Annotated in this window: 20 protein-coding genes; 2 read left to right on the forward strand and 18 right to left on the reverse strand. The window is 75.3% G+C overall.

Going from position 1 to position 21463, the window contains the following annotated elements:
• Positions 1 to 48: 48 nt before the first annotated feature.
• From BMY88_RS12350 to pyrR, 17 genes are all read right to left on the reverse strand, one after another.
• Positions 49 to 1446: an RsmB/NOP family class I SAM-dependent RNA methyltransferase gene (locus BMY88_RS12350; RefSeq protein ID WP_091943576.1), complete on the reverse strand. Its 1398-nt coding sequence runs from the start codon at positions 1444 to 1446 to the stop codon at positions 49 to 51.
• Complete coding sequence (fmt, locus tag BMY88_RS12355) at positions 1443 to 2420, reverse strand: methionyl-tRNA formyltransferase (protein ID WP_244524639.1); 978 nt, start codon at positions 2418 to 2420, stop codon at positions 1443 to 1445. Before fmt ends, BMY88_RS12350 begins: the two co-directional genes overlap by 4 nt.
• Entirely contained in the window at positions 2369 to 2902 is a 534-nt protein-coding gene (gene def / locus BMY88_RS12360; protein ID WP_091943578.1) for a peptide deformylase, read from the reverse strand. The genes fmt and def overlap by 52 nt, the downstream gene beginning before the upstream one ends.
• Before the next feature lie 129 nt (positions 2903 to 3031).
• A complete protein-coding gene (locus tag BMY88_RS12365) occupies positions 3032 to 4993 on the reverse strand; it encodes a primosomal protein N' (protein ID WP_244524640.1) in 1962 nt (653 codons plus the stop codon).
• A gap of 157 nt (positions 4994 to 5150) precedes the next feature.
• Positions 5151 to 6347: a methionine adenosyltransferase gene (gene metK / locus BMY88_RS12370; RefSeq protein WP_091943580.1), complete on the reverse strand. Its 1197-nt coding sequence runs from the start codon at positions 6345 to 6347 to the stop codon at positions 5151 to 5153.
• 128 nt (positions 6348 to 6475) lie between these two features.
• On the reverse strand, positions 6476 to 7741 hold the full coding sequence (coaBC, locus tag BMY88_RS12375) for a bifunctional phosphopantothenoylcysteine decarboxylase/phosphopantothenate--cysteine ligase CoaBC (protein ID WP_487410555.1): 1266 nt from the start codon (positions 7739 to 7741) through the stop codon (positions 6476 to 6478).
• A 116-nt stretch (positions 7742 to 7857) separates the two neighbouring features.
• Positions 7858 to 8121 (reverse strand): DNA-directed RNA polymerase subunit omega, encoded by a 264-nt coding sequence (gene rpoZ / locus BMY88_RS12380; protein ID WP_012949163.1) that lies wholly within the window; start codon positions 8119 to 8121, stop codon positions 7858 to 7860.
• 55 nt (positions 8122 to 8176) lie between these two features.
• Complete coding sequence (gmk, locus tag BMY88_RS12385; RefSeq protein WP_091943584.1) at positions 8177 to 8788, reverse strand: guanylate kinase; 612 nt, start codon at positions 8786 to 8788, stop codon at positions 8177 to 8179.
• Between the two features lie 32 nt (positions 8789 to 8820).
• A complete protein-coding gene (gene mihF, locus BMY88_RS12390) occupies positions 8821 to 9177 on the reverse strand; it encodes an integration host factor, actinobacterial type (RefSeq protein ID WP_091943586.1) in 357 nt (118 codons plus the stop codon).
• A gap of 323 nt (positions 9178 to 9500) precedes the next feature.
• Positions 9501 to 10394, reverse strand: a complete 894-nt coding sequence (gene pyrF, locus BMY88_RS12395; RefSeq protein WP_091943588.1) for an orotidine-5'-phosphate decarboxylase — start codon at positions 10392 to 10394, stop codon at positions 9501 to 9503.
• A complete protein-coding gene (locus BMY88_RS12400; RefSeq protein ID WP_244524641.1) occupies positions 10391 to 11329 on the reverse strand; it encodes a dihydroorotate dehydrogenase in 939 nt (312 codons plus the stop codon). The genes pyrF and BMY88_RS12400 overlap by 4 nt, the downstream gene beginning before the upstream one ends.
• Entirely contained in the window at positions 11326 to 12219 is an 894-nt protein-coding gene (locus tag BMY88_RS12405) for a dihydroorotate dehydrogenase electron transfer subunit (protein ID WP_091943590.1), read from the reverse strand. Before BMY88_RS12405 ends, BMY88_RS12400 begins: the two co-directional genes overlap by 4 nt.
• On the reverse strand, positions 12216 to 15509 hold the full coding sequence (carB, locus tag BMY88_RS12410) for a carbamoyl-phosphate synthase large subunit (RefSeq protein ID WP_091943592.1): 3294 nt from the start codon (positions 15507 to 15509) through the stop codon (positions 12216 to 12218). Before carB ends, BMY88_RS12405 begins: the two co-directional genes overlap by 4 nt.
• Positions 15510 to 15579: 70 nt before the next feature.
• On the reverse strand, positions 15580 to 16743 hold the full coding sequence (carA, locus tag BMY88_RS12415; RefSeq protein ID WP_091943593.1) for a glutamine-hydrolyzing carbamoyl-phosphate synthase small subunit: 1164 nt from the start codon (positions 16741 to 16743) through the stop codon (positions 15580 to 15582).
• Entirely contained in the window at positions 16740 to 18029 is a 1290-nt protein-coding gene (locus BMY88_RS12420) for a dihydroorotase (RefSeq protein WP_091943595.1), read from the reverse strand. Before BMY88_RS12420 ends, carA begins: the two co-directional genes overlap by 4 nt.
• Positions 18026 to 18946 carry an aspartate carbamoyltransferase catalytic subunit gene (locus tag BMY88_RS12425; protein ID WP_091943597.1) on the reverse strand — a complete coding sequence of 307 codons (921 nt, stop codon included), beginning with the start codon at positions 18944 to 18946 and terminating at the stop codon, positions 18026 to 18028. Before BMY88_RS12425 ends, BMY88_RS12420 begins: the two co-directional genes overlap by 4 nt.
• Positions 18943 to 19566, reverse strand: coding sequence for a bifunctional pyr operon transcriptional regulator/uracil phosphoribosyltransferase PyrR (pyrR, locus tag BMY88_RS12430; RefSeq protein WP_091943599.1), 624 nt, complete (start codon positions 19564 to 19566; stop codon positions 18943 to 18945). Before pyrR ends, BMY88_RS12425 begins: the two co-directional genes overlap by 4 nt.
• Positions 19567 to 19845: 279 nt before the next feature.
• On the opposite strand from pyrR, the gene bldD reads away from it, so the two are divergent.
• Positions 19846 to 20391 carry a transcriptional regulator BldD gene (gene bldD, locus BMY88_RS12435; RefSeq protein ID WP_091943601.1) on the forward strand — a complete coding sequence of 182 codons (546 nt, stop codon included), beginning with the start codon at positions 19846 to 19848 and terminating at the stop codon, positions 20389 to 20391.
• Positions 20392 to 20650: 259 nt separating this feature from the next.
• Positions 20651 to 20800 carry a hypothetical protein gene (locus tag BMY88_RS23850; protein WP_170861086.1) on the forward strand — a complete coding sequence of 50 codons (150 nt, stop codon included), beginning with the start codon at positions 20651 to 20653 and terminating at the stop codon, positions 20798 to 20800.
• Positions 20801 to 21057: 257 nt separating this feature from the next.
• On the opposite strand, the gene nusB is transcribed toward BMY88_RS23850, so the two are convergent.
• Positions 21058 to 21462 (reverse strand): transcription antitermination factor NusB, encoded by a 405-nt coding sequence (gene nusB / locus BMY88_RS12440; RefSeq protein ID WP_091943603.1) that lies wholly within the window; start codon positions 21460 to 21462, stop codon positions 21058 to 21060.
• Position 21463: the final 1 nt, after the last annotated feature.

Genomic DNA, 21463 nt, shown 5'->3' on the forward strand with positions numbered 1-21463 from the left:
CCGCGCGCGCCCGCCGGGCACCTCGCCCCCGCGCGCCGGAGGCGGCCCTCAGCGGGTGCGGCGGAGCAGGCTCAGGAACATCGCGTCGGTGCCGTGCCGGTGCGGCCACAGCTGCCCGTAGTCCCCGCGGGCCATGCCGGGCACCTCGGGGAACAGCGGCGCGACGGGCAGCACCTCGACGTCGTCCCGCGCCGCGGCCGCGTCGGCCACCGCCACCGTCTCCGCGGTGTGCGGCGAGCAGGTCACGTAGGCCACGACGCCGCCGGGGCGCACCGCCGTCAGCGCGTGCGCCAGCAGGTCCCGCTGCAGCTCGGCCAGCGGGGCGACGTCGTCCGCCGTGCGGCGCCAGCGCACCTCCGGGCGGCGGCGCAGCGCGCCCAGGCCGGTGCAGGGGGCGTCGACGAGCACCCGGTCGAACGAGCCGGGCGCCCATGGTGGCTCGCGCCCGTCGGCCACGAGCACCTCGACGTCGTCCTCGCCGCGCAGCGCCTGCCGGACCAGCTCGGCCCGGTGCGGTGCCCGGTCCGCGGCCGTCAGCCGCACGCCGGCGGGGCGGACGGCGGCCAGCAGCCCCGACTTGCCACCGGGACCGGCGCACATGTCCAGCCAGGCGGCGTCCGGCCCCTCCAGGGGGGCGCGCGCCAGCAGCAGCGCGGCCAGCTGGCTGCCCTCGTCCTGCACCGCGGCGGCGCCGGACCGCACGGCCGCCAGCCGGCCGGGGTCGCCGCCGCCGAGCCGCACCGCGTACGGCGACCACGGCCCCGGCTCCCCGCCGGACTCCTCGACCAGCTGCTCCCGCGGCACCCGCCGGGCGACGAGGTGCACCTCGGGAGCGGCGTCGTCGGCGAGCAGGGCCGCCTCGAGTTCGGACTCGTCGCCGAGCGCCTCGCGCCAGGCCTCGACCACCCAGCGCGGGTGGTCGGTGGCCAGCGCCAGCCGCTCGTCGCCCGAGGCGTCCAGCCGCTCGAGCCAGGCCGCCCGGTCGCCGCCGGTGGCGACCTTGCGCAGGACGGCGTTGACCAGCCCGGCCGGGCCCGGGCCGACGATGGCGCGGGTCAGGTCGACGGTGGTGTCGACCGCCGCGTGCGCCGGCACCCGGAGGTCCAGCACCTGGTAGGCGCCCAGCCGCAGCAGGTCCAGCACCCGCGGGTCGAGCTCGCCCAGGGGGCGGTCGACCAGCGTCGCCAGGACGGCGTCGAGCGTGCCCCGGGCCCGCAGCGCGCCGTAGGCCAGCTGCGTGGCGAAGGCGGCGTCCCGGGTGTCCAGCTTCCGCTCGCGGAGCAGCTGCGGCAGGAGCAGGTTGGCGTAGGCCTCGCGTGCGGAGACGGCGTCCAGGACGTCGTAGGCGGTGAGCCGGGCGCCGTCGAGCTGCGGTCGCGGCCGGAGGTCCTGCCGCCCGGCCGGGCGGCCGGGGCCGCGGCCGCCCCGGCGCGGCGGGCGCGTCACCCGCCCACCCGCTCGCCGTGCTCGGGGCGCGCGCCGCGCGCCCAGTCCGGCGCGGGCAGCATCCGCTTGCCGGCCGGCTGGACCTCGCCGAGCCGGACCGCGCCGCGGCCGGTGCCCACGAGCACGCCGGTCGGCCCGACGGCGAGCTCCCCCGCCTCGAGCCCGAACGAGGTCGGCAGCGGTTCGACGGGCCCCAGGCGCAGCCGGTCGCCGCGCCACGTCGTCCACGCGCCGGGCGCCGGCGTCACCCCGCGCACCCGCCGGTCGACGACGTGCGCCGGCAGCGACCAGTCCACCCGGGCGTCGGCGACCTCGATCCGCGGCGCGAGGCTGACCCCATCGCCCGGCTGCGGCCGGGGCTCCAACGCGCCCGCGGCGATGCCGTCGAGGGTGGCCAGCAGCAGCTGCGCCCCGCTGACCGCGAGGCGCCCGAGCAGGTCCCCGGCGGTGTCACGGGGCCCGATGGGCTCGGTGACCGTGCCGAAGACCGGACCGGTGTCCAGGCCTGCCTCCAGCCGGAAGGTGGCGGCGCCGGTGATCTCGTCGCCGGCCATGATCGCGTGCTGCACGGGCGCGGCCCCCCGCCAGGCCGGCAGCAACGAGAAGTGCAGGTTGACCCAGCCGTGCACCGGCACGTCGAGGGCGGCCTGCGGCACCAGCGCGCCGTAGGCGACCACGGGGGCGCAGTCGACGGCGAGCTCGGCCAGCCGCTCGAGGAACTCCGGCTCGCGCGGGGACCGCGGCTGCAGCACCGGGATGCCCGCGGCGTCGGCCCGCTCCGCCACCGGGGACCGGCCGACCGAGCGGCCACGGCCCCGCCGCGCGTCGGGTCGGGTGAGGACGGCGACCACCTCGTGGCCGGAGCCGAGGAGCGCCTCCAGCGAGGGGACGGCGGGTGCCGGCGTACCGGCGAACAGGAGCCTCAGTGGGGGCTCACCTCCACGCGCGGGACCCAGGCGGCCATCCCGGCCCACTCGGCCTCGGCGAGGGCGGCCAGCGCGGCCTCGCGGGCCTGCGGATCGAGCCGCTCGACGAACAGGACGCCGTCCAGGTGGTCCACCTCGTGCTGCACCGCGCGGGCCAGCAGGTGCGAGCCCTCGATCCGCACCGGGTCGCCGTGCATGTTCCAGCCGGTGGCCGCGACGTGCAGGTGGCGGCGGCAGTCGTAGGCGTACCCCGGGATGGACAGGCAGCCCTCGGGGCCCTCCTGCTCCTCCTCGCCGACCAGGGTCACGTCGGGGTTCACCAGGTGACCGAGCTCGCCGTCGACGTACCAGGTGAACACCCGCAGGCCGACGCCGATCTGGGGCGCGGCCAGGCCGGCGCCACCGGCGGCCTGCATGGTCTCGGTCAGGTCGGCCACCAGGGTCCGGAGCTCGGCGTCGAAGTCGGCGACGGGCGCGGCCGGGGTGGTCAGCACCGGGTCGCCGTACAGCCGGATCGGGGTCACGCTCACCGGTCGATCCTAGGCGGCGGCCCGACGACCCCCTCCACCCGCGCCGATCATCGGCATCCGGCTGGTCGACACGCCGCCGGCGACGACCGGACGACGATGATCAACTCGAGGGGGGCGGGGTGGTCCTCGTCAGACGAGCTCCGTCGGGTCCAGCTGCACCCGCACGTGCTCGGCGACCTTCCGGGCACTGCGCACCCCCTGGACCGCGGCCAGCGCGTGCGCGAGCGCCGCCCCCTCGGTCCGCGCCGTGCGCACCAGGTAGCGCTCGCGCACCCCGTCCTGACCGGGTCGCGGCTGCTCCGGCACCGGCCCGAGCACGTCGGCGCCGTCCGGCAGCCGCAGCGCGGCCAGGAAGTCCGCCAGCGCCTCCGGCGAGCCCGACAGCGACGCCATCCGGGTGGCCGGCGGGAAGCCGAGCTCGCGCCGGTCGGCGAGCTCCCGCTCGGCCAGCCAGCCCGGGTCCCAGCGGACCAGCGCCTGGACGACGGGGTGGGCGGCGTCGGCGGCGACCACCACCTGCCCGCCGGCCGAGGCAGGGCGCACCAGCGAGGCGGCGTTCATCCACCGGCGCAGGGTCTCCTCCCCCGCCCGCAGGTCGGCCCGCCCCAGCAGCGCCCAGGAGTCCAGCAGCAGCGCGGCGCCGTACCCGCCCTCGGCGACGGGCTCCGCGCCCGGGGTGGCCACCACGAGCGCCGGGCCGGCGGGGACCGTCGCGAGGACGCCGGAACTGCGCCCCGACACCCGCACCGCCGCGCCGGGGAACGCCCGCCCCAGCTCCTCCGCGGTCCGCGAGGCGCCGACCACCGACGCCCGGAGCTTCGTGCCGGAGCAGTGCGGGCAGTCGAACGTCGCGGCCGGCCGGGCACACCAGCGGCAGGCGGGCACCCGGGAGCCGCCCGGGCCGGGGGTCGCCGCGATGCCCAGCGGCCCGGCGCAGGCCGAGCAGCGCGCGGGCGCCCGGCAGCGGTCGCACGACAGCCCCGGCGTGTAGCCCGATCGCGGCACCTGCACGAGCACCGGCGCCCCGGCGGCGAGGGCCTCGCGGGCGACGCGGTGCCCGAGGCTGGGCAGCCGCGCGGTGCGGGCGGCCGGGTCGCGGGCGAGCTCGGAGTCCGCGCCGAGCGCGTGCACCCGGGGCGAGGCCGCGCGCAACGCCGCCCGGTCGCCGGCCAGCTCCTGCGCCCAGCCGCTCTCCAGCAGCAGCGCGGCCTCGGCGGTGCGGGCCGTGGCCGCGACGACGGCGGCGCAGCCGGTCAGGTGGGCGCGGTGCACCAGCACGTCCCGCGCGTGCGCGTAGGGGCCGCGGGGCTCGGCGTGCAGGTCGTCGCCGTCGTCCCAGATCGCAACCAGGCCGAGGTCGGCGACCGGCGCGTAGACCGCCGCGCGGGTGCCCAGCACGACCTTCGCGCTGCCGCGGGCGACGTCGAGGAACCGCCGGTAGCGGGCGTCGGGGGCCGCGTCGGCCCGCAGCACGACCGCCGACCCCTTCGGCAGCAGCGCGTCGGCCGCCGCCTCGAGCCGGTCCAGGTCGCGCCCGTCGGGGACGACCACCAGCGCCCCGCGGCCGCCCGACAGCGTCGCCCGGCACAGCTCGACCAGCCGGGCGGGCCAGTCCTCGCCCGGCAGCGCCGTCCACACCGCCCGGGCGGGCCGGCCCTCGGCCAGCGCGCCCAGCAGCGCTGCGCCCGCGGGGTAGCGGGCGAACCCGGCGGGGTCGGGCGGCTCCGGCGGCGGCGGGGGCTCCGCGGGCGGCCGCTTCTCCGCCGACGCCCGTCGCGGCGGGATCGCCAGCCGCAGCACGTCGGAGAGCGTGCCGCCCCAGCGGTCGGCCACCGCCCGGGCGAGCGCCGCGACCTGCGGCGTGAGAACCGGCTCGGACGAGACCAGCTTCGCCAGCGGCGCGAGCCTGCCCTGGTGGTCGGTGTGCGCGGCCAGCTCGACGACGAACCCGTCGACCAGCTGACCGGCGAAGCGCACGCGCACCCGGCAGCCGGCGCGGACGCCGTCGACCAGCTCCGGGGGGACGGCGTAGTCGAACGGCCGGTCCAGGTGCGCCAGGGGCACGTCGACGACGACCCGGGCGATCAGCACTCGGCCAGTCTCTCCGCTCTCACCGACAGGACGTGCCGGCACCGTGCGACAGGGGCCCGTTCCGGACGCGGAACGGGCCCCTGCGGGCACGGATGTCGGCCCCGCTGCCCGGGGGCGTTCCGGGCGCGGAACGGATCCCTACGGACACGCAGGTGGGTTAGACCCCGCAGGCGGCGCGGAGGGCCTCGATGCGGTCGGTGCGCTCCCACGGCAGGTCGAGGTCGGTGCGACCGAAGTGGCCGTACGCCGCCGTCGGGCTGTAGATGGGCCGCAGCAGGTCCAGGTCGCGCACGATCGCGCCCGGGCGCAGGTCGAACACCGAGGTGATCGCCTTCTCCAGGACGTCGTCGGGGGCGGTCCCGGTGCCGTGGGTGTCGACGAACAGGCCGACCGGGTGCGCCGCGCCGATGGCGTAGGCCACCTGCACCTCGCAGCGCTTGGCCAGCCCGGCCGCCACGACGTTCTTGGCGACCCAGCGCATCGCGTAGGCGGCGGAGCGGTCGACCTTCGACGGGTCCTTGCCCGAGAAGGCGCCGCCGCCGTGCCGGGCCATGCCGCCGTAGGTGTCCACGATGATCTTGCGGCCGGTCAGGCCGGCGTCGCCCATCGGGCCGCCGATCACGAACTTTCCGGTGGGGTTCACCAGCAGCCGGTAGTCACCGGTGGGCAGGCCGAGGGCCTGCAGCTCCGGCTCGACCACGAGCTCCTTGATGTCGGGCGCCAGGAGCTGGTCGATCGAGATGTCCTCGGCGTGCTGCGAGGAGACGACGACGGTCTCCACGCCGACGGGCCGGCCGTCCTCGTAGACGACCGTGACCTGGGTCTTGCCGTCGGGGCGCAGGTAGGGCACGGAGCCGTCCTTGCGGACGGCCGCCAGCCGGCGCGCGAGCCGGTGCGCCAGCGCGATCGGCAACGGCATGAGCTCGGGGGTCTCGTCGGTGGCGTAGCCGAACATCAGGCCCTGGTCGCCGGCGCCCTGGCGCTCGATCTCGTCGTCGGTGGCGCCACCGGTGCGCGACTCGTAGCCGGAGTCGACGCCCTGGGCGATGTCCGGCGACTGCGAGCCGAGGGAGACGCTGACGCCGCAGGAGGCACCGTCGAAGCCCTTGCGGGAGGAGTCGTAGCCGATGCGGAGCACGGTCTCGCGGACGATCTGCGCGATGTCGACGTAGCCGGCGGTGGTCACCTCGCCGGCGATGTGGACCTGACCGGTGGTGATCATGGTCTCGACGGCGACGCGGCTGCGCGGGTCCTGGGCGAGCATCGCGTCCAGGATGGCGTCGCTGATCTGGTCGGCGATCTTGTCCGGGTGGCCTTCCGTCACCGACTCGGACGTGAAGAGGCGGCGTGACACTCGGTCTCCCTGACTGCTCGGCTGCGCGGAACGGCGCGCGGGGCGGAGTCGCCCGCACGCGGTGTGCGCCTGCACCGTACCGGCGCGGGCGGGGTCGGTGGCGCCGGAGGTCGGTCCCGGCTGCCCGATCACCCCGTGCGGGGGACGACCGCTGCCCAGATGCCGGCGGCCACGGCATCCTTGCTGCCGGCCGGGAGTTCGGTCGTCGACCCGTCGGATCCCAGCACCACCGCGGCGTTGTCCGGCTTGCCGAACACCCGGCCGTCGGACACGTCGTTGACGACCAGCAGGTCGCAGCCCTTGCGGGCGAGCTTGGCCCGGCCGTGGGCCAGCACATCGCCGTCGTCGTCGCCGGTCTCTGCGGCGAAGCCGACCACGAGCTGCCCCGGCGGGCGGTGCGTGACCAGTTCGACGAGGACGTCGGGGTTGCGCACCAGCGGGATCGCCGAGGGCTCGGCTGCGGACCCCTTCTTGAGCTTGGTGGTCGCGACGGTCTCGGGGCGGAAGTCGGCGACGGCGGCGCTCATCACGACGACGTCGGCGGCCCGGTCGCCGGCCCCGGCGGCCTCGTCGCGCATCGCCGTCCGCAGCTCCTCGGCGGTCCCGACGCGCACGACCCGGACGCCGAAGGGCGTCGGCGCGTCCACGTTCGCGGCCACGAGGACGACGTCGGCGCCGCGGGCCGCGGCGACGCGCGCCAGCGCCCAGCCCTGCAGCCCCGAGGAGCGGTTGCCCAGGTAGCGGACGGGGTCCAGCGGCTCGCGGGTGCCGCCGGCGCTGATCAGGACCCTCTTCCCGGCGAGGTCCGGGGCCAGCGCCGCGGCGCCCGAGTCGAGCACCAGCTGCGCCAGGGCCGCGATGTCGGCCGGCTCGGGCAGCCGGCCGGGGCCGGAGTCGGGGCCGGTGAGGCGGCCGACGGCGGGCGGCAGCACCAGGGCGCCGCGGCGGCGCAGGGTGGCCACGTTGTCCTGGGTGGCCGGGTGCAGCCACATCTCGGTGTGCATCGCCGGGACGAAGAGGACCGGACAGTGCGCGGTGAGCAGGGTGGCGGTGAGCAGGTCGTCCGCCCGGCCGGTGGCCGCGCGGGCCAGCAGGTCCGCCGTCGCGGGCGCGACGACGACGAGGTCGGCGGTCTGCCCGATCCGCACGTGGGCTACCTCGGGGACGTCGGACCACACGTCGGTCGTGACCGGGTTCCCCGACAGGGCCTCGAAGGTGGCCGCGCCGACGAACTGCAGCGCGCTCGGCGTGGGGACGACGCGCACGTCGTGCCCGGCCTCGGTGAAGGCGCGGAGGAGGAGGGCGGCCTTGTAGGCGGCCACTCCCCCGCTGACACCCAGCACGATCCGGCTCATGCGGTCATCCTCCCGCAGACACGACGACGCCCCCGGCACGGGCCGGGGGCGTCATCACATCGAGCAGGAGGGTCAATGACGCCACCCGCCGTCGGCCACGCTGTAGGGGCCCCATCGGGAGCTTGCGAGCGATGGGGGGACAGGGTGGTCCTTTTTCAGTTCTCGCCGGCGGTGTGGGTCAGCAGGCCCTCGTTGATCTCGCGGAGCGCGATGGAGAGGGGCTTCTCCTGGGGCGCGGTGTCGACCAGCGGGCCGACGTACTCCAGCAGGCCCTCGGAGAGCTGGCTGTAGTAGGCGTTGATCTGCCGCGCACGCTTGGCGGCGAAGATCACCAGGCCGTACTTGCTGCTGGTGCGCTCGAGCAGCTCGTCGATCGGCGGGTTGGTGATGCCCTCGGGGGCAGGTGCGACTCCGGACACGGGTGGGCGTGCTCCTCAGATCGATCAGCGGGAGTGGTCGGCCCGGGGGCCGGACTCACTCGTGAGCGCCTCCCCGGCAGAGGTCGGGCGAGGGCGCAGTCAACAAGCCTACCAACTCGTCGGCGGCGCGGGCCACGTCGTCGTTGACGACCACCACGTCGAACTCCCCGGAGGCGTCCAACTCGGCCTGAGCGATGGCCAGCCGGCGCTCCTGGACCTCCGGCGGCTCGGAGCCCCGCCCGGCCAGGCGGCTGACCAGATCCGCCCACGAGGGAGGCGCGAGGAACACCAGTTGCGCCTCGGGGTCGCGGGCCCGCACCTGGCGGGCGCCCTGCAGCTCGATCTCCAGCAGGGCGGGAGCCCCGGTCGCGAGACGCTCGCGGACCGGGGCCACCGGGGTGCCGTACCGGTTGCCCGCGTACTCGGCCCACTCGAGCAGGCCGTCGGTGGCGACCAGCCGGTCGAACTCGGCGTCGTCGACGAAGTGGTACTGCACCCCGTCCGTCTCCCCGGGCCGCGGCCGCCGCGTCGTCACCGACACCGACAGCCAGACCCCGGGGTAGCGGCGCCGGACCTCGGCGACCACCGTGCCCTTGCCGACCCCGGAGGGCCCGGAGAGCACGGTCAGTCGCGCGTGGTGCAGGAAGGCAGGGGCATCGGGCACCACGTCGTCGTCGTCCTCGTCCTGTGCGTGTGCGGTCAGCTGCGGGCGTCGGCGGGGACCTGCTCGGTCGCCACCTGGTCCCCGCCGAACTCCGCTTCCAGCGCCCGGCGCTGGTTGGCTCCCAGACCCCGCACGCGGCGGGTCGGGGAGATCTCGAGCCGCTCCATGATCTTCGCGGCGCGGGCCTTGCCCACACCGGGGAGGGACTCGAGCACGGCGCTGACGCGCATCTTGCCGATCACCTCGTCGGTCTCACCCTGCTTCAGGACGTCGGCGACCGTGGCGCCCTTGCTCTTCAGCTGCTCGCGCAGCTCGGCGCGGGCCTTGCGGGCGGCGGCGGCCTTCTCGAGCGCGGCCGCGCGTTGTTCGGGGGACAGGCTGGGAAGAGGCATCGTTGCGACCCAATCGTGTCGTCGCCGGCGACGGGTGGGCCCCGGCTGGTGGCTGAGCTCGGTGGTGCTGGAGCTCCGAGAGGAGCCTGACGTCAACCTAGTAACCGGCGTATGCGCAGGTCACGCCCACCCTCGGCACATTTTCGCGGCACTGGGTGCCGCCGTGTTCACCCTGCGTCCACCACCCAGCTGACCGTGCGTCATCCACGCTGGTCAACCGGGATACGTGACGATCCGGTTTCGCCGCCGTACGCCCGCGATCCCGGGGACATCCACATCGCGACACGCCGAGGGACCGCAGGTCAGCGGGGTACAAGGGCCCTTCAGGCCGCCAGCTCCCCCGCCCACCGCGCGGCGGCGGCCCGCAGCGCGGCCGGGTCGGGGCCGGCACCCAGGACGTCCCGCGAGACGGTGGGGACGACGGCGCCGTCTCGGCCGAAGAGCCGGCGCAGGTCCGCCGGCGACCCGCCCTGGGCGCCGAGCCCGGGGGCGAGCACGGGCCCGCCGAGACCGGTGAGGTCGACGTCCAGCTCGCGCAGCGTGGCCCCGACGACGACGCCGAAGGACCCGGTGGTCGGCCCGAACCTGCTCGCCTGGTCCCGGACGGCCCCGAGGTCGGGCAGCGGGTCGCCGACCACCCAGCCGGGGGTGTTCCAGCCGCGCACGGTGTCGACGACGACCTGCGCGACCGACCGCTCCGAGGCCCCGGGCCCCCGGACCACGGCGTGCTGCAGCGTGCCGGCGTCGGGGTTGGAGGTCCGCGCCAGCACGAACAGGCCGCCGCCGTGCTGCCGGGCGGTGTCGACCGCCGGCTGCAGGGAGCCCGGGCCGAGGTAGGGGCTGACCGTGAGGGCGTCGACGGCCAGCGGGTGGTCGGGCCGCAGGTAGTCGGCGTAGGCGTCCATCGTGGAGCCGATGTCGCCGCGCTTGGCATCCAGCAGCACGAGGGCTCCGGCGGCGCGGGCGCGGCCGACGGCGTCCTCGAGCACGGCGAGGCCCCGCGACCCGTGCCGCTCGTAGAACGCCAGCTGCGGCTTGAGGACGGCGACCGTGCCCGCCAGCGCGTCGACGACGGTGTCGGTGAACCGGGCCAGCCCATCGGCGGAGTCGGGCAGCCCCCAGCGCTCCAGCAGCGGCGCGTGCGGGTCGATGCCCACGCACAGCGGGCCGCGGGCGGCGACGGCGCCGGCCAGCCGCTGTCCGAACGTCGCGGTCATCGGTGCGCGTACCCGACGGCCTCGCGCAGCGAGGAGAACCCCCGCGCGGCCAGCGCCTCGGCCAGCTCCCGGTGCACCCGCGCGGTGGCGGACGGGTCGTGGAAGACCGCCGTCCCCACGCTGACCGCCGAGGCCCCGGCCAGCACGAACTGCAGGGCGTCGAGGCCGGTGCGGATGCCGCCCATGCCGAGGATCGGCACCTCCGGCAGCGCGGCGTGCACCTGCCAGACGCAGCGGACGGCGACCGGCCGCACCGCCGGGCCCGACAGCCCGCCGGTGACCCCGCCGAGCACCGGCTTCATCGTGTCGGGGTCGATGACCAGCCCGAGGAGCGTGTTGATCATCGACAGGCCGTCCGCGCCGGCCTCGGAGACCGCCCGCGCGACGGAGACGATGTCGGTGACGTCCGGGCTGAGCTTGGCGTAGACCGGCTGGGCCGGGTCCGCGGCGGCGCGGACGGCGGACACCACCTCCGAGGCGGCGACCGGGTCGCACGCGAACACCTCGCCGCGGCTCTCCACGTTCGGGCAGCTGATGTTGACCTCGAGGCCCAGCACGCCGGGAACGCCGCGCAGCCGGGCGGCCAGCTCGGCGAAGTCCTCGACCCGGGTGCCGGCGATCGAGACGAACGCCGGCACGCCGCGCTGCGCCAGCCACGGCAGCTCCCCGGCCAGCAGACCCTCGATGCCGGGGCCCTGCAGGCCGATGGAGTTGAGCATCCCGCTGGGCGTCTCGGCCATCCGCGGCGTGGGGCGCCCGGACCGGGGCCGCAGCTGCACGGACTTGGTGACGACGGCGCCGAGGCCGGCCAGGTCCACGAAGGGTTCGAGCTCCTGGCCGAAGGCGGAGCAGCCCGAGGCGGTGAGCACCGGGCTTCCCAGCGGCGCCGTTCCCAGCGCCGTCGTCATGTCCACGGCGGTGTCGAGCGCGGTCACGGGGCCACCACCCCCATCGCGTCGGCGCCGACGACGTCCCAGGGCAGCGCGCCGACGTCGGCGAAGCGCACCCGGTCCCCACCGAACACCGGCCCCTCGGTGCAGGAGCGGGAGAAGCGGGTCAGCCCGTCCTCCCCGACCACCGGCAGCACGCACGTCATGCAGACCCCGATCCCGCAGGCCATCGACTCCTCGACGGCGACGTAGGAGGGCACGCCCGCGGCGGTCGCGGCGTCCGCGACCGCGCGCAGCATGGGCATCGGCCCGCACGCGTAGGCGATGCCGGCCTCCCCGATGAGCTCGGCCACCGCGACGGTGACCCGCCCGGGCCGTCCGGCGCTGCCGTCGTCAGTGGTGACGGCGACGACGTCGGCCACCTCCCCGAGCTCGGCGACCGAGCACAGCCGCGCCGCGTCGGCCGCACCGGTGACCGCCAGCACGCGGGAGCCGCGGGCGCGCAGCAGCGAGGCCAGCCCGACCAGCGCCGCGGCCCCGTAGCCGCCGCCGACGAGCAGCGCGGGCACGCCGGGATCCGGCAGCGGGAACGGCCGGCCGAGGGGACCGACGACGTCCACGGCGTCCCCGACCCGGCGCTGCGCCAGCCAGGTGGAGCCGGGCCCGTGCGGGGCGACGACGACGGTGACGGTGCCGGCCCCCGGGCCGGCGTCGACCCCGGCGATCGCGATGGAGCGGCGCAGCAGGTGCGCGGTCATCGGCCCGCCGACGGCGAAGGCCACGAACTGGCCCGGCTGCGCGCGGTCGGCGATCTCCGGCGCGGCCAGCGTCAGCTCCACGTAGGCGCCGACCGGCCGGGCGGCGAGCACCGCCACCTCGCGCTGCACCGGCGGCTGCGCGGCCGGCGCCGCGGGCTCGGTCAGGTACGAGGTCACCGGTGCGCCGCCAGGGCGGCGTGCAGCTCCTGGAGGCTGCGGACGCCGATCTCCCCCGCCCGCAGCGCCTCGATGCCCTGCACGGCGGCGCCGAGGCCCTGCACGGTGGTGATGCAGGGGATGCCGGAGCTGACCGCGGCGGCGCGGATCTCGTAGCCGTCCAGCCGCGGTCCGCTGTTGCCCGGCGCGCCGAACGGCGTGTTGACCACGATGTCGACGTCGCCGGCCTGGATCCGCTCGACGCAGTTGCCCGGGCCCTCGCTGTACTTGCCGACCACCTCGCAGGTGACCCCGTTGCGCCGGAGGACCTGGGCGGTGCCTGCCGTGGCCAGCACCGTGAAGCCGAGATCGGCCAGCCGCTTGACCGGGAAGATCGCCGAGCGCTTGTCCCGGTTGGCCAGCGACACGAACACGGTGCCCTCGGTGGGCAGCGAGCCGTACGCGGCCGCCTGGGACTTGGCGAACGCGGTGCCGAAGTGGATGTCCAGGCCCATGACCTCGCCCGTGGACTTCATCTCCGGCGACAGCACGCTGTCCACGTTGTGCCCCTCCACGGTGCGGAACCGGTGGAAGGGCAGCACCGCCTCCTTGACCGCGATCGGCATGTCCTCGGGCAGGTCGCCGAAGTCGCCGGTGGCGGGGAGCACGCCCGCCGTCCGCAGCTCGGCGATGGTCTGCCCCACCGCGATCCGGGCCGCGGCCTTGGCCAGCTGGACCGCCGTCGCCTTGGAGACGAACGGCACCGTCCGGCTCGCGCGGGGGTTGGCCTCGATCACGTAGAGGATGTCGTCCTTGATCGCGTACTGGACGTTCACCAGGCCGCGGACCCCGATCCGGGCGGCCAGCTTCTCGGTGGCGGTCCGGATCTTGGCGATGTCGGCCGAGCCCAGGGTGATCGGCGGCAGCGCGCACGCGGAGTCGCCGGAGTGGATGCCGGCCTCCTCGATGTGCTCCATCACGCCGCCGAGGTAGAGCTCGGCGCCGTCGTAGAGCGCGTCGACGTCGATCTCGACGGCGTCCTCGAGGAACCGGTCGACCAGCACCGGGTGCGCCGGGCTGACCTCGGTGGACTTGGCGATGTAGGCCTCGAGGGTGGCGTCGTCGTAGACGATCTCCATCCCCCGCCCACCGAGCACGTAGGACGGGCGGACCAGCACCGGGTAGCCGATGTCCGCGGCGATCGCGCGGGCCTCGGGGAACGTGGTGGCCGTGCCGTGCTTGGGCGCGAGCAGGCCGGTGTCGGCCAGCACGCGAGAGAAGGCGCCACGGTGCTCGGCGTCGTCGATGGCCTCCGGAGAGGTCCCGAGCACCGGCACCCCGGCGTCCTTGAGCCGCTGCGCGAGCCCCAGCGGCGTCTGCCCGCCGAGGGTGCAGATGACCCCGGCGACCGGGCCGGCGGCACGCTCGGCCTCGACCACCTCGAGGACGTCCTCGAAGGTGAGCGGCTCGAAGTACAGCCGGTCGGCGGTGTCGTAGTCGGTGGAGACGGTCTCGGGGTTGCAGTTGACCATCACCGCCTCGTAGCCGGCGTCCTGCAGCGCCATGACGGCGTGCACGCAGGAGTAGTCGAACTCGATGCCCTGGCCGATCCGGTTGGGGCCCGACCCCAGGATCAGCACCGCCGGCTTCTCCCGCGGCTCCACCTCGGTCTCCTCGTCGTAGGACGAGTAGTGGTAGGGCGTGCGGGCCGCGAACTCCGCGGCGCAGGTGTCCACGGTCTTGTAGACCGGCCGGATCCCCAGGCGCCAGCGCAGCGTCCGGACGCCGTCCTCCCCCGCCAGCTCCGGGCGCAGCACGGCGACCTGCCGGTCGCTCAGGCCGTGCCGCTTGGCGCGGCGCAGCAGCTCGGCGGTGATCGCCGGGGCGTCGCGGACCTCCGCGGCGACCTCCTGGACCAGCGCGATCTGGTCGACGAACCACGGATCGAACCCGCTGGCCTCCGCGACCTGCTCCACGGTGGCGCCGGCGGCCAGGGCCTGCTCGGCGACGTAGAGCCGGCCGTCGACGGGGACGCGCAGGACGTCGAGGAGCTCCTCGGCCGACCGGCCGTCGGGCTCGCCGGTCCAGAAGCCGGCGACCTTGGTCTCGGTCGACCGCATGGCCTTGCCGAGCGCCTCGGCGAAGTTGCGGCCCATCGACATGATCTCGCCGACGCTCTTCATCGTCGTGGTCAGCCGCGGGTCCGCGCCGGGGAACTTCTCGAACGCGAACCGCGGGATCTTCACCACGACGTAGTCCAGCGTCGGCTCGAACGCCGCCGGCGTGACGCCGGTGATGTCGTTGGTGATCTCGTCGAGGGTGTAGCCGATGGCGAGCTTCGCGGCGATCTTGGCGATCGGGAAGCCGGTGGCCTTGGAGGCCAGCGCCGAGGACCGCGACACCCGGGGGTTCATCTCGATGACGACCAGCCGGCCGTCGGCCGGGTTGACCGCGAACTGGATGTTGCAGCCGCCGGTGTCGACGCCGACTGCGCGCAGGACGTCGATGCCGACGTCGCGCATCCGCTGGTACTCGCGGTCGGTGAGGGTCATCGCCGGGGCGACGGTCACCGAGTCGCCGGTGTGCACGCCCATCGCGTCGATGTTCTCGATCGAGCAGATGACGACCACGTTGTCGCTGCGGTCGCGCATGAGCTCGAGCTCGTACTCCTTCCAGCCCAGCACCGACTCCTCGATGAGGACCGTGTGCACCGGGGAGTCGGCCAGGCCGTGGGCGGCCATCCGGCGCAGCTGGTCCTCGTCGGTCGCGAAGCCCGAGCCCAGGCCGCCCATGGTGAACGAGGGCCGGATGACGACGGGGTAGCCGACCTCCTCGGCGGTGGCGATCGCCTCCTCGACGCTCGCGCAGACCGTGGACCGGGGGGCGTCGGCGCCGATCGAGCGCACGATGTCCTTGAACATCTGCCGGTCCTCGCCGCGGTTGATCGCGTCGACGTCGGCGCCGATGAGCCGCACGCCGTACTTCTCCAGGACGCCGTTCTCGTACAGGCCGATCGCGATGTTCAGCGCGGTCTGCCCGCCGAGGGTGGCCAGCAGCGCGTCCGGCCGTTCCTTGGCGATGACCCGCTCGACGAACTCCGGGGTCAGCGGCTCGATGTAGGTGGCGTCGGCGACCTCCGGGTCGGTCATGATCGTCGCCGGGTTGCTGTTCACGAGGCTGACGCGCAGCCCCTCGGCGCGCAGCACGCGGCAGGCCTGGGTGCCGGAGTAGTCGAACTCGGCGGCCTGGCCGATGAGGATCGGCCCGGAGCCGATCACCATGACGTGCTGGATGTCTGATCTCTTCGGCATGGTCAGGCAGCTCCACCGTCGCGTCGGCCGGTCATGTCGTGCACGGATCTCCCCGTGTGGCGCTCTGCCATCAGGCCTTCTCCCCCGTGCTCGACTGCACGGTGGTGGGCGGGCTGACGGCGTCGGCTCCCCCGCGGGTCGCCTCCATCAGGTCGACGAACCGCTGGAACAGCGGCGCCGCGTCGTGCGGGCCGGCCGCGGACTCGGGGTGGAACTGGACGCTGAACGCCGGCGCCTCGAGCAGCCGCAGGCCCTCCACCACGTCGTCGTTGAGGCCGACGTGGCTGACCTCCACCGGCCCGTAGGGGGTGTCGGTGGGCCGGTCGAGCGGGGCGTCGACGGCGAAGCCGTGGTTGTGGCTGGTCACCCGCACGGTGCCGCTGACCCGGTCGAGCACCGGCTGGTTGAGTCCGCGGTGGCCGAAGCGCAACTTGTAGGTGCCCAGGCCCAGCGCGCGGCCGAGGATCTGGTTGCCGAAGCAGATGCCGAACAGCGGCCGGCGGGCGTCGAGCACCCCGCGCACCGCAGCGACGGCGTAGTCGGCCGCGGCCGGGTCGCCGGGGCCGTTGGAGAGGAAGACGCCGTCGGGGCCCGCGGCGAGCAGCTCCTCGGCGGTGGCGGTCGAGGGCAGCACGTGGGTCTCGACGCCGAGCTCGGCCAGGTGCCGCGGGGTCGCCGTCTTGATGCCCAGGTCCAGCGCGGCGATGGTGAAGCGCTTCTCCCCCACCGCCGGGACGACGTAGGCCTCCTGCGTGCTCACCGTCGGCGCGAGGTCGGCGCCGGTCATGGCGTCGGCCGCCTGCACCCGGGCCAGCAACTGCTCGCCGTCGAGCTCGGTGCTGATGCCCGCCCGCATGGCGCCGCGCTCGCGCAGGTGCCGGGTCAGGGCGCGGGTGTCGATGCCGCTGATGCCGACGACGCCCTGCGCGACCAGCTCGTCGTCCAGGCTGCCGGTCGCCCGCCAGCTGGCCGCGCGGCGCGCCGGATCGCGGACGACGAACCCGGCCACCCACATGCGGCGGCTCTCGTCGTCCTCCCCGTTGACCCCGGTGTTGCCGATGTGCGGCGCCGTCATGGTGACGATCTGCCCGGCGTAGCTGGGGTCGGTCAGCGTCTCCTGGTAGCCCGTCATGCCGGTGGCGAAGACCGCCTCGCCGACCGTCGTCCCCGTCGCGCCGTAGGCGTCGCCGCGGAAGGTCCTGCCGTCCTCGAGCACGAGGATCGCGTCGCTCAACGCTGTGCCTTTCCATCCAGAACGGTCGGGACGCCCCGGAGGAACGTCGCGACCACGCGGCCGGGGAGCTCCCGGCCGGCATAGGGGCTGTTGCGGCTGCGGCTGGCCAGCGCCGCGGGGTCGACGACCGACCGCGCGGCGGGGTCCAGCAGCACGAGGTTGGCGGGCTCGCCGGGGGCCAGCGGGCGGCCGTGCCCGGCCAGGCGGGCGATCGCCGCCGGGCGTACCGACATGCGGTCGGCCACCCCGGCCCAGTCGAGCAGCCCGGTCTCGACCATCGTGTCCTGCACGATCGCCAGCGCCTGCTCCAGCCCGAGCATGCCGGGCCGGGCCTGGGCCCACTCGCACTCCTTGTCCTCCACGGCGTGCGGGGCGTGGTCGGTGGCGACGGCGTCGATCGTGCCGTCGGCCAGCCCGTGCCGCAGGGCTGTGACATCACCGTCGGTGCGCAGCGGCGGGTTCACCTTGAACACCGGGTCGTAGCCCTCGGCGCAGGCGTCGGTGAGCAGCAGGTGATGCGGGGTGACCTCGGCGGTGACGTCGACCCCGCGGGCCTTCGCCCAGCGCAGGATCTCCACCGACCCGGCGGTCGAGACGTGGCAGACGTGCAACCGCGCGCCGACGTGCTGGGCCAGCAGCACGTCGCGGGCGATGATCGCCTCCTCGGCGGCGGCGGGCCAGCCGGTGAGGCCGAGCTTCGCTGAGCGGTCGCCCTCGTGCATCTGCGCGCCGACGGTCAGCCGCGGCTCCTCGGCGTGCTGGGCGACGACCCCGTCGAAGGCCTTCACGTACTCCAGCGCGCGGCGCATGAGCGCCGGGTCGCTGACGCAGATGCCGTCGTCGGAGAAGACCCGCACCCGGGCGGCCGAGTCGGCCATCGCGCCCAGCTCGGCCAGCCGCTCGCCGCGCAGGCCCACGGTCACCGCGCCGACCGGGACGACGTCGACCAGCCCGGCCTCCTGTCCCAGCCGCCACACCTGCTCGACGACGCCCGCGGTGTCGGCGACCGGGTCGGTGTTGGCCATGGCGTGGACGGCGGTGAAGCCACCCAGCGCGGCGGCGCGGCTGCCGGTCTCGACGGTCTCGGCGTCCTCCCGCCCGGGCTCGCGCAGGTGGGTGTGCAGGTCGACCAGGCCGGGCAGCGCGATCAGCCCGGTCGCGTCGAGGACCTCGGCGCCGGTCGCCGACAGGCTCTCGCCGATCGCGGCGATCCGGCCGTCGCGCAGCAGCAGGTCGGCGGGGTCGCCGCCGAGGACGCGGGCGCCCTTGATCAGGTACGAGCTCACGACGGGGCGCCTCCGAGCAGCAGGTAGAGCACGGCCATGCGCACGGAGACCCCGTTGCCGACCTGCTCGACGATGGTGGACCGCACCGAGTCGGCGACGTCCGCGGCGATCTCCATGCCGCGGTTCATCGGGCCGGGGTGCATGACGATGGCCTCGTCGCCCAGCACGGCCATCCGCCGGGCGTCGAGGCCGTAGCGGCGGCTGTACTCCCGCGCGCTGGGGAAGAACGAGGCGGTCATCCGCTCGGCCTGCACGCGCAGCATCATCACGACGTCGACCTTGGGCAGGACGGCGTCCAGGTCGTAGGAGACCTCCGCCGGCCAGCTGCCGATGCCGACCGGGAGCAGCGTCGGCGGGGCGATCAGCGTGACCTCGGCGCCCAGGGTGTGCAGCAGCACCACGTTGGAGCGGGCCACCCGGCTGTGCAGCACGTCGCCGACGATGGCCACCCGCACGCCCTCCAGCCGGCCCAGCCGGCGGCGGATCGTGTACGCGTCCAGCAGCGCCTGCGTCGGGTGCTCGTGCGTGCCGTCGCCGGCGTTGACCACGCTGCCACGCACCCAGGAGGCCAGCTGGTGCGGGGCTCCGGAGGCGCCGTGCCGGATGACGATGGCGTCGCTGCCCATCGCCTCCAGGGTCAGCGCGGTGTCCTTGAGGCTCTCGCCCTTGGAGACGCTGCTGCCCTTGGCGGAGAAGTTGATGACGTCGGCGCTCAGCCGCTTGGCGGCCAGCTCGAAGCTGATCCGGGTGCGGGTGGAGTCTTCGTAGAAGAGGTTGACCACGGTGCGCCCGCGCAGGGTCGGCAGCTTCTTGACCTCGCGGCCGGTCAGCGCCGCCTCGATCTGCGCCGCGGTGTCGAGGACCAGGGTGGCGTCGACCCGGTCGAGGTCGCCGGCCTCCAGCAGGTGGCGCTTCACCGGGCCTCCCCCGTCGTCCCCGCCGCCGGCTCCTCCGGCTCGGTCACCCGGACCTCGTCGACGCCGTCGGTCTCGGCCAGCCGCACCCGCACCGACTGGCCGCGCGAGGTCGGAACGTTCTTGCCCACGTAGTCCGCGCGGATCGGCAGCTCGCGGTGGCCGCGGTCGACGAGCACCGCCAGCTGCACCGCGCGCGGCCGGCCGAGGTCGCGCAGGGCGTCCAGGGCGGCCCGGACCGAGCGGCCGGAGAACAGGACGTCGTCGACCAGCACGACCAGCCGGCCGTCGATCCCGCCGGCGGGCAGCACCGTGTCCTCCAGCGCCCGGACCCCGCGCAGCCGCAGGTCGTCGCGGTAGAGGGTGATGTCGACGGTGCCCACGTCGATCGGGGTGCCCGAGAACGCGGTGACCCGGGCGGCGAGCCGCCGCGCCAGCGGGGCGCCGCGGGTGGGGATGCCGACCAGCACGAGATCGGCCAGACCATTGGCGGCCTTCTCGATCAGCTGGTGGGCCATCCGGTCGACCACGCGGGCGACGTCGGGGGCGGTCAGCAACGCGCCGGGCGCTGCGGGACCGCGGGCTTCTCGGCTGCTCGACGCAGCCGGGGGCGAACCGGCCATCAGGCCTCCTTCCCCGCCTCGCCGGACGGGTCGTTAAAGGAGTGGGTGGACCGGCGACCACGGTACTGCACCCCCTGATGTGACCCACCTCGCGCGCACGGGCCCCGCCACCGGCCGACCACGGTCTGTCACGACGGAGCGCGTCGCAGGCCCTGCGGACGTCGCCGCTGGTCCAGGATGTGACACCCACGGGTGGCCCGCTGTCGTCCCGTCGGCTGGACCAGTACCGTGAGTGACGACAGCGCCCCACGAACGACGACGGACAGTGAGCGACACGGGATGAGCACCGACTACTCGCGGGCCCTCGGCGCCCGGCTGCGCGCCATCCGCAACCAGCAGGGTCTCTCTCTGCAGGGGGTGGAGGACAAGTCGCACGGCCGCTGGAAGGCGGTCGTCGTCGGCTCCTACGAGCGCGGTGACCGCGCCGTCACGGTGCAGCGGCTCTCCGAGCTGGCCGTCTTCTACGGCGTGCCGGTGAGCGAGCTGCTGCCCGACCCGCGGCCGAGCTCGGCGGTGACGGCCACGACGAAGATCGTGCTGAACCTGGAGTCGCTGGGCTCGCTGCCCGCCGACGAGGCCGGGCCGCTGGCCCGCTACGCCTCGACCATCCAGGCGCAGCGCCACGACTACAACGGCAAGGTGCTCAGCATCCGTGCCGAGGACCTCAAGTCGCTGGCGATCATCTACGACATGAGCCCCGACGAGCTGACCGGCCGGCTCATCGAGTGGGGCGTGCTGTCCCCCGGCATGGAGGGCATCGCGTCCGCCGACGACGAGGACGGCGAGCTCAACCCCAACTGGGAGCGCCGCCGCGCCCCGCGCTGAGGCGCTCTCCCCCGCACGTCCGAGGCCCGGTCCCTCCCCGAGGGGCCGGGCCTCGTGCCGTCCTGGTGCCCGCTGCCGCCACGTTGCGGGTGTTCCCCGTGCGTTGCCGGGCCTGCAGGCCCGGCAACGCACGAGGAACACCCGCAAGGCCCGGGGACGGCCGCGTACAGGCGCTCGCAAGCCGGCTGCAAGGGAACTGTCAGAGGGCGCCCCTAGCGTCCGCGGTGAGGTCGAGCCCACCACTGCCCGAGGAGTCCCCGTGTCCGCACCTGTCGTCACCGCGTCACCCGACCGCGATCTCCTGCTCGCGGCGCACCGCCGGGCGGCCCTGCGCCGGGCGCACCGCCGGCAGTCCAGCGCCCGCCTGGCCGCCATGCTGACCGCCGCCGGGGCGGGCCAGCGTTCCTGAACCGGCCGTGCGCGCGGTCCGGCTCAGCGGCGGCCGGGAACGGCACCTGGCCGCGGTGTCGTGCCCGAGTGGGGCCCGGAGGGCGTCGCGAAGGGTGCGACGGTCGGGCTCAGCGGCGGCCGGGAGGGCACCTGGCCGCGGTGTCGTGCCCGAGTGGGGCCCGGAGGGCGTCGCGAAGGGTGCGACGGTCGGGCTCAGCGGCGGCCGGGAACGGCACCTGGCCGCGGTGTCGGCCGGAGGCCGACGAAACGCACGACCTAGGCCGGCACCTCGGCGTCCAGGATCGCCCCGAGCACGCCGTTGACGAACGCCGGCGAGTCGTCGGTGGACAGCGACCGGGCGAGCTCGACGGCCTCGTCGATCACCACGGCGTCGGGCACGTCGTCGGCCCACAGCAGCTCGAAGGTCGCCATGCGCAGGATCGCGCGGTCGACGTCGGGCAGCCGGTCCAGCGACCAGCCGCGGGCGTGGGTGTCGATCAGCTCGTCGACGCGGGCGGAGTGCGCGACCACGCCCTCGACCAGCCGGACGGTGTGCTCGGCCACCGGAGGATGGCCCTCGGCGATGCGGTCGCGAAGCACGGCCAGCGGGTCCGAACTGCGCAGGTCGGCCTCGTAGAGGACGTCGACGGCGCGCTTGCGGGCCTTGCTGCGGGCGGCCATG

Origin of the sequence: Trujillonella endophytica, assembly GCF_900110555.1 — a bacterium.
Lineage (GTDB): Bacteria > Actinomycetota > Actinomycetes > Mycobacteriales > Geodermatophilaceae > Trujillonella > Trujillonella endophytica.